General features: G+C 35.8%; 10 protein-coding genes and 1 pseudogene. 8 read left to right on the plus strand and 3 right to left on the minus strand.

The window, feature by feature from the left end:
* Together pckA and ON07_RS08815 are read right to left on the minus strand one after the other, a co-directional pair.
* Positions 1 to 1,549 (minus strand): phosphoenolpyruvate carboxykinase (ATP) (pckA, locus tag ON07_RS08810; RefSeq protein ID WP_010230238.1); only part of this gene is annotated, 1,549 nt, incomplete at its 3' end.
* A 78-nt stretch (positions 1,550 to 1,627) separates the two neighbouring features.
* On the minus strand, positions 1,628 to 2,017 hold the full coding sequence (locus tag ON07_RS08815) for a DUF423 domain-containing protein (protein WP_010230241.1): 390 nt from the start codon (positions 2,015 to 2,017) through the stop codon (positions 1,628 to 1,630).
* A 75-nt stretch (positions 2,018 to 2,092) separates the two neighbouring features.
* On the opposite strand from ON07_RS08815, the pseudogene ON07_RS15030 reads away from it, so the two are divergent.
* Positions 2,093 to 3,467: pseudogene (locus ON07_RS15030) on the plus strand (saccharopine dehydrogenase family protein).
* Between the two features lie 47 nt (positions 3,468 to 3,514).
* Positions 3,515 to 3,985, plus strand: a complete 471-nt coding sequence (locus ON07_RS08825; protein WP_010230243.1) for an Lrp/AsnC ligand binding domain-containing protein — start codon at positions 3,515 to 3,517, stop codon at positions 3,983 to 3,985.
* Positions 3,986 to 4,260: 275 nt separating this feature from the next.
* Here the strand turns inward: ON07_RS08825 and ON07_RS08830 are convergent, their stop codons facing one another.
* Positions 4,261 to 4,947, minus strand: a complete 687-nt coding sequence (locus tag ON07_RS08830) for a zinc metallopeptidase (protein WP_010230245.1) — start codon at positions 4,945 to 4,947, stop codon at positions 4,261 to 4,263.
* 229 nt (positions 4,948 to 5,176) lie between these two features.
* On the opposite strand from ON07_RS08830, the gene pyrH reads away from it, so the two are divergent.
* The 6 genes from pyrH (at position 5,177) to asnS (ending at position 13,244) form a co-directional block, all read left to right on the plus strand.
* Positions 5,177 to 5,884 carry a UMP kinase gene (gene pyrH, locus ON07_RS08835; protein WP_010230246.1) on the plus strand — a complete coding sequence of 236 codons (708 nt, stop codon included), beginning with the start codon at positions 5,177 to 5,179 and terminating at the stop codon, positions 5,882 to 5,884.
* A gap of 80 nt (positions 5,885 to 5,964) precedes the next feature.
* Positions 5,965 to 6,519: a ribosome recycling factor gene (gene frr, locus ON07_RS08840; RefSeq protein ID WP_010230248.1), complete on the plus strand. Its 555-nt coding sequence runs from the start codon at positions 5,965 to 5,967 to the stop codon at positions 6,517 to 6,519.
* A 124-nt stretch (positions 6,520 to 6,643) separates the two neighbouring features.
* Positions 6,644 to 7,384, plus strand: a complete 741-nt coding sequence (locus ON07_RS17125) for a carboxypeptidase-like regulatory domain-containing protein (RefSeq protein WP_050915876.1) — start codon at positions 6,644 to 6,646, stop codon at positions 7,382 to 7,384.
* Positions 7,385 to 7,395: 11 nt separating this feature from the next.
* A complete protein-coding gene (locus tag ON07_RS15035; RefSeq protein WP_237708893.1) occupies positions 7,396 to 9,111 on the plus strand; it encodes a DUF5686 family protein in 1,716 nt (571 codons plus the stop codon).
* 124 nt (positions 9,112 to 9,235) lie between these two features.
* Positions 9,236 to 11,674: an efflux RND transporter permease subunit gene (locus ON07_RS08850; RefSeq protein ID WP_010230249.1), complete on the plus strand. Its 2,439-nt coding sequence runs from the start codon at positions 9,236 to 9,238 to the stop codon at positions 11,672 to 11,674.
* A gap of 127 nt (positions 11,675 to 11,801) precedes the next feature.
* The gene (gene asnS / locus ON07_RS08855) at positions 11,802 to 13,244 is read left to right on the plus strand and encodes an asparagine--tRNA ligase (RefSeq protein ID WP_010230251.1); all 1,443 of its coding nucleotides are present in this window, start codon (positions 11,802 to 11,804) and stop codon (positions 13,242 to 13,244) included.
* The last annotated feature ends 9 nt before the right edge of the window (positions 13,245 to 13,253 follow it).

Consider the following 13,253-nt stretch of genomic DNA (forward strand, 5'->3'; position numbering starts at 1 on the left):
ATTTCATGAAATTCTTTTTGAATGAGTTAGCAAGTTCCATTGCTTTTGCATCGTAAGACTCTTTATCGCTCCAAGTTTGCTTAGGGTTCAAAACCTCACTAGGAACATTCTCACACTCTACCGGCATATTAAGACCAAATATAGGATGCTGAGTATATTCTACTTTTTCTAATTTACCATCCAATGCAGCTTCAATCATTGCTCTGGTATATTTCAACTTCATTCTGCTACCAGTACCATAAGCTCCACCGGTCCAACCAGTGTTTACTAACCATACATTCACGTTAGCATCTTTCATCTTCTTGCTTAACATTTCAGCATATTCTGCAGGATGTAAGGGCATAAAAGGCGCTCCAAAACACGCAGAAAAGTTTGGTTGTGGTTCATCTACTCCGGCCTCAGTTCCTGCTACTTTCGCAGTATATCCACTCATAAAGTGATATGCAGCTTGGGCAGGAGTAAGTTTGCTAATTGGAGGTAATACACCAAAAGCATCGGCAGTTAAGAAAAATATGTTTTTAGGATTTTCACCTATAGAAGGTTGTGCAATATTGTTAATATGGTGTATAGGATAACTTACACGTGTATTAGGCGTAATAGATGTATTGTCAAATTCCACATGTCCATCCGCATCCAAAATCACATTTTCCAAGATTGCTCCCGGCTTAATTGCTTTAAATATATCTGGTTCGTTTTCTTCTGAAAGATTGATAACTTTTGCGTAGCATCCACCTTCAAAATTGAAAATAGTGTTTTCCTTAGTCCATCCGTGCTCGTCGTCTCCAATAAGTTTACGTTTTGGATCTGCAGATAAGGTTGTTTTTCCCGTTCCCGAAAGTCCAAAAAAGATAGCAGTATCTCCATCTTTCCCTATGTTTGCTGAACAATGCATAGGAAGCGTGTTCTTATGTACTGGAAGAATAAAATTCAATGCTGAAAAAATTCCTTTTTTGATCTCTCCAGTATATCCACTACCACCAATTAAAGCGATCTTTTTTGAGAAATTCAAAATAGAAAAGTTTGCTTGTCGAGTTCCATCTACTGAAGGATCTGCTTTAAAACCTGGTGCATTAATTACAATCCAATCTTCTTTAAAGTTTTCAAGCTCAGATTCCTCTGGTCTCAAAAACATATTATAAGCAAATAAATTAGACCATGGATATTCGTTAATCACACGAATATTTAAACGATAATTATCATCTGCACATGCATAAGAATCACGAACGTAAATTTCCTTTTCAGAAAGATAGTCTACAACCTTGTCATAAAGCGCATCAAATTTATCAGATTCAAAAGGAATATTAATATCTCCCCACCAAACTTTATCTTTGGTCTCTTCATCTTTTACCAAAAAGCGATCTTTTGGTGATCTTCCGGTAAATTCACCTGTATTAACAGCTAAAGCACCAGTCGCAGACTCAACTCCTTGGTTGTTATCCAAAGTTATTTGATGTAATTCTTCTGGAGATAGTTGATAGTGAGCAGTAGCGTTGTTAATTCCGTATTTTTCTAACGATAACGATTTCGTAGTTTGCTTATTTGCCAACATAAAAGTTTAAGTTGTGTGTTTGTTTAGGCATACAAAAGTAAAGAAACTAAAATTGATTGTTAGGAAAAACGTGCTAATTTATTTCTTTTTTAACTTTATAAAATGAACCAATAGCCACGCCCAAGCTATAATCAATAAACTGCCACCCAAAGGTGTAGCCAATGCAATTACCTTAAAATCGAACGATGTTAAGGCATTTGTTGCCAACAAATAAATAGATCCGCTAAACAAAACAATCCCTATAACCAGTAAATAAAAAATCCCTTTAGAAAATTTTTGCCCAGTGGTTATAGTTAATCCTAATATCAGCAACAATAGAGAATGATAAATTTGATACTTTATTCCTATTTCCAATGAAATAAAGGAATCTGGAGATAATACAGGTTTTAATCCGTGAGTTCCAAAGGCGCCAATTACTATTCCTAAAAGCCCAAAAAGAAAGCCCGCGATATAATATTTTCTCTCCATTCTATAATTTTATTAGTCTAAACATTTAAGTACATTCGTCCTTTAACTTTACAAAACTAATTAAGAAAACTTAATATGCGACAAATATTAATAATTGGTGCCGGGAAGTCTACTTCGGTATTAATTTCCTACTTACTTAATAAATCTGAAACAGAAAATTTATTCCTTACCATTGGAGATCTAGATATAGAACACGCAAAAAAAATTAAGCCAGAATCACAAAAGATGTAAGGCTATAGAATTGGATGTTTTTAATAAAGAAAGTCGGGAATCTGCAATAAAAGATGCCGATATCGTGATTTCTATGTTGCCTGCAAGATTTCATATAGAAGCAGCTAAAGATTGTATTAAATACAAGAAATCCCTAGTCACTGCTTCTTATGTAAGCAAGGAGATGAAAGCATTAGATCAAGAAGTAAAAGAAAACGGTTTGGTCTTTATGAATGAGATTGGCGTAGATCCAGGAATTGATCACATGAGCGCCATGAAAGTGATAGACAGTATTCGTGATAAAGGTGGAAAAATGATCCTTTTTGAATCTTTTACCGGTGGATTGGTAGCTCCGGAAAGCGACACCAATCTATGGAACTATAAATTTACCTGGAATCCAAGAAATGTGGTGGTAGCAGGACAAGGTGGCGTAGCTGAATTTATTCAGGAAGGAAAATATAAGTATATCCCTTATCACCGTTTATTCCGAAGAACAGAATTTTTACAAGTAGAAGGCCATGGTAAATTTGAAGGATATGCCAATAGAAACTCCTTAGACTACCGAAGCATTTACGGTTTGGAAGACATTCTTACCTTATATAGAGGAACTATAAGGAGAGTTGGGTTTAGTAAAGCCTGGAATATGTTTGTTCAGCTAGGCTTAACAGATGACACTTATACTATGCAGGACACCATGAATATGAGTTATAGAGATTTTATTAATTCTTTTCTTCCCTATTCTCCAACAGACAGTGTTGAGCTTAAGCTTCGACATAATTTAAAAATAGATCAGGATGATATTATGTGGGAGAAGTTGGTAGAGCTAGATCTTTTTAATAAGGATAAAAAAATAGGTCTAGATAATGCAACACCGGCCCAAGCACTTCAAAAAATATTATCAGACAAATGGACGCTTGCAGAAGATGATAAAGATATGATCGTGATGTATCATAAATTTGGATACGAACTTAATGGCGAGAAAAAGCAGATAGATTCTACTATGGTATTAATTGGTGAAGATCAAACTACTACCGCTATGGCAAAAACAGTAGGTTTACCGGTTGCAATTGCAACGCTAGCTATTTTGAATGAAAAAATAACAACTCCAGGAGTTCAAATTCCAATTTCAAAAGAAGTTTACACCCCAATATTAGAGGAGTTAGAATCTCACGGAATTGTATTTAAGGAAAAGGAAACAGAATATTTAGGTTATAATCCGTTTGGAGGAGTTGGGAATTGATTAAAATAACAGTAAATTTTAAGCCCCAAACTTAACAACCTAACCAAATGAAATATGTAGATGACCAAGTTACTATAGATGGTATAGACAAGACCATCCTTAACTATCTTATGGAAGATGCGCGAAAACCTATTCTGGAAATTGCTAGAAGTATTGGAATAAGTGGCGCTGCCATACATCAAAGATTAAGAAAGTTAGAAAAAGCCGGATTAATAGAAGGCTCCAAACTCATGATCAACCCAAGAGTTTTAGGTTACAAAACCTTGGCATTTGTGGGTGTTTTTTTAGATAAGGCCGTAAGTAATCCCCAAGCTGTAAAAAGGCTACGTGAAATTCCTGAAGTTTTGGAATGCCACTATACCACAGGAAATTGGTCTATCTTTTTAAAGATTCTTTGTAGAGATAATGAACATCTAATGGGCGTTCTCAACAAAGACATTCAAGCTATAGATGGTGTCTCTAGAACAGAAACATTTATATCGTTGGATCAGCAAATTAAAAGGCAGATTAAAGTGTAGTTCCTTTAAAATGTTGAATATCCGTTTCTTGTTCTAATAGTAATTTCGTCACCCTAAATTTATTTCAGGGTCTTAATACTTTATTGATTTACATTGTAATCAGATTCTGAAACTCCCGAAGTATCGGGACAGAGTTACGGCCATTTTCAGTTTAGTATACTTTATGGACAAAAAAATTAAACTAAAAGAGGCGTTGTAGTTTACAACGCCTCTTTTAGTTTAATTTTAAATCCTGAAATATCTCCGAAAACTTTCGGGACAGGATAGCTATTTTTTTAATCCCTTCCTAAGTAAATACTCACAAAGTAAAGCAAGGTTGCTAGCGATCCAATAGCTGCTACCACATAAGTTCTAGCGGCCCATTTTAAGGAATCTTCTGCTGCATCGTGTTCCGCTGCGGTTAACATGTTTTCATTTTCCAACCACACTAAAGCTCTTTTACTAGCATCATATTCCACCGGTAAGGTTACAAAACTAAATAATGTTCCCATTCCAAAAAGAATGATTCCCACCAATAAAACAGTGCTTCCCAAAGCAGTAGTTGCCATTAAAACCAAACCTCCCATAATTACCCAAGTAGAAAGCTTAGATGCTACACTCACAACCGGAACGAGCTGACTACGCATTCCCAACCAGCTATATGCCTGCGCATGTTGCACGGCATGACCACATTCGTGAGCTGCTACAGCTGCTGCAGCGGCATTTCGTTGCGTATAAACACCTTCACTTAAATTCACGGTTTTCTTTTGTGGGTTGTAATGATCTGATAACATTCCGGGAGTGGAAATTACTTTCACATCTGAGATCCCATTATCATAAAGCATTTTTTCAGCAATCTCCTTTCCGCTCATTCCATTTTGAAGATGGACTTTCGAGTATTTTTTGAACTTGCTCTTTAACTTGTTGCTTACATATAAACTCACTATAAATATGAGTCCGGCAATTATATAATATCCAATCATTTCTTTTTTATTTGATGTGTTTTACATTTCAAATATAACAAAAACCCAGCCATTTTCGTGTGTGTCATTTTTACAACTAAATCAGTCAAAAACCTCTTGAAATAGGCTTCAGCAAGACCACAAACCTAAAATTATCTTAAAAATTAAAGCTTAAATATAATAGGACGTTAGAGATTCCTTTCAATTTAAGATATTGTCTATATTTGCAGCATTCAACTACAAAAAGGATATGCACTACAAAAGAATTCTTCTTAAATTATCAGGCGAAGCATTAATGGGCGACAGACAGTACGGGATAGATCCTGACCGTTTGGCAGAATATGCAAAGGAAATAAAAACTGTGGTAGCCAAAGGTGTGGAGGTAGCAATTGTTATTGGAGGAGGAAATATCTTTAGAGGTGTGGCCGGAGCAAGCAAAGGAATGGACAGAGTTCAAGGAGACCATATGGGAATGCTTGCAACTGTTATTAATGGACTCGCACTTCAAGGATCTCTAGAAGATGCAGGAATACAAACAAGATTACAATCGGCTATCCAAATAAATGAAGTTGCAGAGCCTTTTATTAGAAGAAGAGCAATTCGTCACTTGGAAAAAGGGCGTGTTGTAATTTTTGGTGGAGGTACAGGAAATCCATATTTTACAACAGATTCTGCTGCCGTGCTTAGGGCGATCGAGATCCATGCAGATGTGATCTTGAAAGGAACCCGAGTAGATGGTATTTACACCGCAGACCCTGAAAAAGATAAAGAAGCGACAAAATTCGATTTTATCACCTTCGATGATGTAATTAGCAAAGGCTTAAAGGTGATGGATACAACGGCATTTACCCTTAGCCAGGAAAATGAATTACCAATTATTGTATTTGATATGAACAATAAAGGGAATTTACTAAAGGTGGTTACCGGTGAGAATATTGGAACTAAAGTAAATTTATAAGTTTAAAATTGAGACATCCTGATATTTATTTGGAAGGAACGGAAAAACTAAACACATTGAGGCATTAAAGTTTTAATAATATGAACGAAGATTTAAAATTTATTCTAGAGAGTACAGAAGAGAATATGCACAACGCCATTAAGCATTTGGAAAAACAATTGCTTAATATTCGCGCCGGGAAAGCATCCCCTGGAATGCTTGGAAGCGTTATGGTAGATTATTATGGTAGCATGACGCCATTGGCGCAAGTTGCGAACATCAATACGCCAGATGCTAGAACTCTTACAATACAACCATACGAGAAAAGCATGATCCCGAACATTGAAAAAGGAATTATGTATGCCAATCTTGGTTTTAACCCTATGAATAATGGTGAAAGTGTTATTATAAGCGTTCCGCCTTTAACTGAAGAGCGACGTAAAGAATTAGCAAAGCAAGCAAAGGCTGAAGCTGAAGATGCTAAGATTGGAATTAGAAACGACAGAAAAGTTGCTAATAACGACATCAAAAAATTAGAGATCTCTGAAGACGAAACTAAAATTGCTGAAGAAAACATTCAGACCCTTACAGATACGTACATTAAAAAAGTAGATGCGATTTTTGAGTTTAAAGAAAAAGAGATTATGACCATCTAAACCTAAGATCGTCTTAAAATATATTCAAATCGGCTTTAGAATATTATATTTGGCTTCACCTAGCTATTATAACTATTTTTAAAGCCGATTTTTTTGTCAGCAATCCAGAGGAATCAATAGATTTATGCGAATACTTTTCACCCTAGCTTTATTTATTATTTCATGTGCAAACCTTATTGGTCAAAACACTTTAAATGGGAAGGTAATAAGTGCAGAAAATGCCACCCCTTTAGCATATGCAAGTGTAAAGGTTTCAGAGAAAAAACAAATTCTTACAAATATAGATGGAAGCTTCAGCTTACAACTGAAGCCACAAGATTCTATAATTTCCGTTTCTTATATCGGCTTTACCGAAAAAAAAATAACAGTTACCAATTTTTCAGATTTCTACCTTATAAGATTAGAGCCTTTTACAGAAGATCTTTCAGCTGTGATGCTTTATTCTGAAGAAAACCCTGCAGATAAAATTGTTCGGAAGGCTATTGAAAACAAAGATCGAAACGACCCGGAAAAAGCTTTGAATAGCTTCAACTACAAAAGCTATAATAAGTTCATAATAGATAATGAATCCTCTGGAATTCTATCTGAATCTGACACTTCTAATATTGAAATTAGAACGATCATCAATAAAGGTCGTGCTTATCTTTCAGAAAAAACTGCGATTCATTATTTTAACAAGCCAAACGAACGCAAAGAACTTGTAGCAGGAATTAAAACAGCAGGTTTTAACAAGCCTGTTTATGATGTGCTGGCATTAAAAGCAGAGCCTCTTTCCCTGTACAAAAAAGATTATCAACTTTTTGATACCGACTATGCAGGACCACTTGCAAAGGTACATTCAGGAATTATTCTTTTAAAATTTTAGACACTACAACAATTGAGGGCAGGCCTTCTTATATGATATATTTTAAACCCAAAAGGGAGAAAAAAGTTGCCGGACTAGAAGGTGTTTTATATCTGGACACAACAAGCTTTGCCATTCAAAAAGCAACTGCGCAACTGTTGGGAGCTGTAAAACTGACAGTGAACCACAACTATAAGTATTATAGCAATCAAGATTTATGGTTTCCAAGCGATCAAAATATCACCTTAAAACCCGGCACAGGAGGTAAAGATATTTCAGTTTTTGGAGGAAGTATTTCCCTTGGAACCGTGCAACGCAAAAAATCTGTAATGAATACCATAATTAAATCTGGGGAAGTAGCTCCCGATTTATTTTTGGAATCTACAAGCGTTAATTATGAGGTTCAGTTTAATAAAGATGAAGTCCCTCCCAAATATGCTGCAGCCATAAATGTTTTACAGGATGCTAGTGAAAAGTCAGTTAATTACTGGGAAGCCAATCGAAAAATTCCATTTACTATAAAAGATGAGCTTACTTCCAAAAAAGTAGACAGCCTAATTAGATCCGGAGATATCGAGCGAAAGATTCGAGTAAAAAAAGCCATTTCCAACGGGCGTATTCCTGCCGGTTTTTGGGATTTTGATATCAGCAAGTTTTTTAAATACAATAATTACGAAGGAATTCGTTTAGGAGCCGGAGGTAACACCAATGCCAGTTTTTCTGAAAAAATAAGACTGCACGGGTATCTTGTTTACGGTTTTAAAGATGCGAAATTCAAATACGGAATTGGCGCCGGAACTTTGTTAAGAAAGCGAACAGATACTTGGCTGGATATAAAATACAGCGATGACATTCGTGAAGTTGGAAGCTATAAATACTTAAAAGGCATCAATGATTTCTCGATTTTAGAACCCCGATTTGTAAATATTAGTTTCTACTATAAATATCAAGCGTTACAAGCTGGCTTGACTCATAGATTCACTCCAAAATTAGAAACAGAATGGGTGATTAATAGAAGTGATATTACTCAAATAGGCGACTACGGTTTTATAAATAATAATGAATTATTTACAGATTACACCATTTCTGAGGCAACCCTAGGTTTCCTATATCGCCCTTTTAGCACCTTTTTAAACACCCCGGAAAGCAACCAGATCATCAATAAAGGGTATCCGCAATTTACCGGGCAAGTATCAAAAAGTTTTTCGAATATTTTAGGTGGCGATTTCGATTTCACCAAAGTTGGATTAAAAGTAGAATATCAGGTAAACAGGTTGGATCTTTCGAACACCCAATTTACGCTAGAGGGAAATTATGCTTTTGGAGATGTGCCTTTAACTCACGCTTTTCATGCCTTCCCAAACAACCCCAATAAGGCTGAAATTTTTAATAGATTCTCCATCGCCGGAAAAATCAGTTTTGAAACGATGTATTTCAATGAATTTTTTAGCGATCGTCAAGCCGCATTGCATATAAGGCATCAGTTTAGTCCCATTCGAATAACAGACACCTACAAGCCCGAACTTGCGTTGCTCAATAGATTTGTAATTGGAAACTTTGACGATATTGAAGCACATCAGAATATAGAATTCAACTCCCTAAAACACGGGTTTTCTGAAGCTGGTTTAGAAATCAATAAATTGCTTGGTGGCTTCGGACTTAGTTTCGCGTACAGGTATGGAGCTTATCATTTGCCGACTTTTAAAGAGAATTTCTCATTTAAATTCACCTTGAAGCTTAAGATTTAGCAAGTAAATCGCCTTACTTAAAATTAAATCTAAAGCCTTAGAGAGAAGCAACAGGGAATTAAACATTCAATGAGGGATTAATACAGCGGCTTTTCTTAACTTTGCCCGCGCTTAAAAAACAGGCATGTCAAAAATTTTTAGTTTTGGATTTTGGAATTCTATCGCTCGAGTGATTCTTCGGAATCGAGTTGTTATTATTGCCATAATTATCGGTATTACCATATTTCTTGCTTCTCAATGGCAGAATATGCGATTTTCTTATACTGAGGCAAACCTATTACCAGACGATCATGAGATCAATATCACCTACAATAATTTCCTAGATAAATTTGGGGAGGAAGGGAATTTAATAGTTTTAGCGGTCAATGATTCCACACTTTTTACTCCTGAAAAATTTACTGCCTGGAATAAGCTTTCAGAAAAACTACAAACTTATCCCGAAATAGAGAATGTAATTTCGCTAGGCAATTTAAAGAAATTACAAAAATTTAACGATCCTAATAGGTTCGAGATGGTACCATTACTCCAAGAAGAGAAATGGGATAGCACACAAGTTGCAGGGTACAAAGATGAGATTTTTAATAAGCTGCCTTTCTATGACAATCTGGTATACAGCAATAATACCAATACCATACAGACGGCGCTTTATATTAAAGAAGAGATTGTAAACTCCCAAGAGAGAAAAATCTTTGTTATCGATGTATTAGGTCCGCTCATCAAAAAATTCGAGAAAGACAACAACATCAACGTGTATGTATCTGGGATGCCCTACATACGAACCTTGAACTCGCAAAACATTATCGATGAAATAGGCTTATTTATTGGGGGAGCATTATTGGTTACCTCATTGATATTTTTCTTTTTCTTTAGATCCATAAGAGCAACTGTAATCTCCATGATCACGGTGCTTATTGGTGTTATGTGGGCTTTTGGAGTCATTGGTTTATTACATTATGAAATTACCGTGCTTACGGCATTAATCCCTCCACTTATCATTGTAATTGGAGTCCCCAATTGTATTTTCTTGATAAATAAATATCAGCAGGAAATCAAAAACCACGGGAATCAGGCGAAATCCTTGCAGCGTGTTATTACCAAGGTCGGGAATGCAACTTTACTAACCAACCTTACAACAGCATCCGGATTTGCAACTTTCATCCTTACAGACAGTAAACTTTTAAAGGAATTTGGTATTGTGGCTTCCATTAATATCATCGCCATATTTATTTTAAGCTTAGTAATTATCCCGATTATCTATAGCTACATGGCGCTACCAAAAGATAAACACCTTAAACATCTTAACAAAAAATGGATCGGCGGATTTGTAGATTGGGTGGAACGTATGGTGCGCGATCATAGAATCGCTATCTATATTGGGTCTATTTCGTTATTAGTACTGAGTATTATAGGAATTTATACCATTAAAGTTTCCGGTAGTTTACTGGAGGATATGCCACAGGAAGCAGCTTTCTTTAAAGATATCGAGTTTTTTGAAGAGGAATTCAATGGTGTAATGCCTTTGGAAATTTTGATAGACACTAAAAAGCCTAAAGGCGCACTAAAACTTTCCACGCTAAAGAAAATGGAAAATTTGGAGAATACTATAAATGAGGTGCCGGAGTTATCTTCTCCACTTTCTGTAGTAAGGCTCGCCAAATATTCTAAGCAAGCTTATTATAATGGAAATCCGAAGTATTACCAATTACCCACTTCTCAGGAACAAAACTTTATTGCACCCTATTTAAAAGGAATCGCTTCTGAAGGAAACCTGCTAAATGCTTATGTGGATACCACAGGGCAGTATGCCAGGATGACCACCTTTATGAAGGATATTGGCACGGAAGAAATGGAACGAATTGAAGCAGGTTTATGGCCCCAGATCAATAAAATATTTCCTCCAGATAGATTCGATATTTCGTTAACAGGGAAAGCCTTGATATTTCAAAAAGGAACAACCTATTTGGTGAAAAACCTTGTTATTTCGCTTTCATTGGCAATCTTGCTAATCGCTTTGTTAATGGCTTGGATGTTTAGATCGTTTAGAATGATCCTCATCTCGCTAATACCAAACTTATTACCATTAATTGTAACCGCAGGAATGATGGGCTTTTTAGGAGTTCCAATTAAACCATCTACGATCTTAGTGTTTAGTATTGCCTTCGGAATTTCTGTAGACGACACTATACATTTTCTGGCAAAATACAGGCAGGAATTAAAAGCGAATAACTGGAAAATTAAACGCTCGGTATATGCAGCTTTACGGGAAACTACCGTAAGTATGTTCTATACGTCTATTGTCCTGTTTTTTGGGTTTTCAGTGTTTATGATTAGTAGTTTTGGCGGAACTGTGGCGCTAGGTGGTTTGGTTTCTGCAACCTTGCTTTTCGCAATGTCAGCGAACCTTTTACTACTTCCATCTTTATTGCTCTCTTTAGAGAAAAGCATTGCCAATAAAAAGGTTTTAAAGAAACCTGCTATGCAAATTATTGTAAATGAAGACGATGTTTTGCTAGATGAAGAAGAAAACAAAATTAAGAACAAAAAGTCACGCCGCGAGGTATAATTTAATTTGATAATTGAGACAATCCTCGGAGGAAATTGTTTTTTCAATGAGGAATTAAAATAAAATGGGGTTGTTGTTAAGCTAACAAGGAAAATTTATCTTTGAATCCCTATAAAATATAAGTAAAATGATAAAAGCAAAAATTGCTGATTTATTGAACAGCGATAAATTCTTACAGGAAGTTGAAGTTAAAGGATGGGTACGATCTTTTAGAAGTAATAGATTTATTGCTGTAAATGATGGTTCTACCATTAATAATTTACAATGTGTTATAGATTTTGAAAACACTTCAGAAGATATTCTAAAAAGAATTACTGTAGGGGCTGCAATAAAGGTTAAAGGAACTTTAAAGGAAAGTTTAGGAAGTCAGCAAAGTGTTGAAGTTGATGTAACTTCAATTGAAATACTTGGAGATGCCAATCCGGAAGAGGTGAAGCTAACCATCTTATCTCCTAAAAAACATAGCCTGGAAAAATTGCGGGAGCAAGCTCATCTAAGGATTCGTACCAATACATTTGGGGCCGTAATGCGTGTGCGTAGCAAGCTGTCTTTTGCTGTGCATAGTTATTTTCAGCAGAATAATTTCCATTATGTGAATACTCCAATAATTACCGGAAGTGATGCCGAAGGTGCCGGAGAGATGTTTAAGGTAACAGGAATGGATTTAAACAATCCTGAAAGAGACGAAAAAGGGAATATAAATTATAAGGAAGATTTCTTCGGAAAAGAGACCAATCTTACAGTTTCCGGACAGTTAGAAGCAGAAGCTTACGCTATGGGTCTTGGCCAAGTGTATACTTTTGGACCAACCTTTAGAGCCGAAAACTCTAATACTTCAAGACACTTGGCAGAATTCTGGATGATAGAGCCGGAAGTGGCTTTTTGTGACCTTGATGGAAACATGGATCTAGCAGAAGATTTTATAAAATATGTGGTTTCTTACGTGCTAGAGAATTGTAAGGATGATCTGGAATTTCTTGAAAACAGATTGAAGGACGACGAAAAAACCAAGCCAGCTGCAGAACGTAGTGAACTGGACTTACTCGAGAAATTAAAATTTGTAACCGAAAACAACTTTAAGAGAGTGAGTTATACGGAAGCGATCGATATTTTGAAGAATTCCAAGCCTAATAAAAAGAAAAAATTTCAATACCCAATCGAAGAATGGGGTGCAGATCTTCAAAGTGAACACGAACGCTTTTTAGTTGAAAAACACTTTAAATGTCCGGTAATTCTTTTTGATTATCCTGCTAATATCAAAGCTTTTTACATGCGTCTTAACGAAGATGGAAAAACTGTAAGAGCTATGGATATTCTATTTCCGGGAATTGGAGAAATTGTTGGAGGGTCTCAAAGAGAAGAACGCTTAGATGTTCTTAAAGAGAAGATGAAAGCATTAGATATCGACGAGAAAGAACTTTGGTGGTATTTAGATACTCGTAAATTTGGAACTTGTGTGCATAGTGGATTTGGATTAGGTTTCGAAAGACTGGTGCTGTTTGTAACCGGAATGACTAATATTAGAGATGTAATTCCTTTCCCAAGAACCCCTCAAAACGCAGAATTTTAAATTCAATTA

Source organism: Gillisia marina, assembly GCF_000258765.1.
GTDB classification, from domain to species: Bacteria; Bacteroidota; Bacteroidia; order Flavobacteriales; family Flavobacteriaceae; genus Gillisia; species Gillisia marina.

Excerpts from the sequence above, each read along its gene's own strand:
- ON07_RS08815 (WP_010230241.1), bottom strand. The coding sequence starts at position 2,017 with ATGGAGAGAAAATATTATATCGCGGGCTTTCTTTTTGGGCTTTTAGGA.
- ON07_RS08825 (WP_010230243.1), top strand. The coding sequence starts at position 3,515 with ATGAAATATGTAGATGACCAAGTTACTATAGATGGTATAGACAAGACC.
- ON07_RS08830 (WP_010230245.1), bottom strand. The coding sequence starts at position 4,947 with ATGATTGGATATTATATAATTGCCGGACTCATATTTATAGTGAGTTTA.
- pyrH (WP_010230246.1), top strand. The coding sequence starts at position 5,177 with ATGCACTACAAAAGAATTCTTCTTAAATTATCAGGCGAAGCATTAATG.
- frr (WP_010230248.1), top strand. The coding sequence starts at position 5,965 with ATGAACGAAGATTTAAAATTTATTCTAGAGAGTACAGAAGAGAATATG.
- ON07_RS17125 (WP_050915876.1), top strand. The coding sequence starts at position 6,644 with ATGCGAATACTTTTCACCCTAGCTTTATTTATTATTTCATGTGCAAAC.
- ON07_RS08850 (WP_010230249.1), top strand. The coding sequence starts at position 9,236 with ATGTCAAAAATTTTTAGTTTTGGATTTTGGAATTCTATCGCTCGAGTG.
- asnS (WP_010230251.1), top strand. The coding sequence starts at position 11,802 with ATGATAAAAGCAAAAATTGCTGATTTATTGAACAGCGATAAATTCTTA.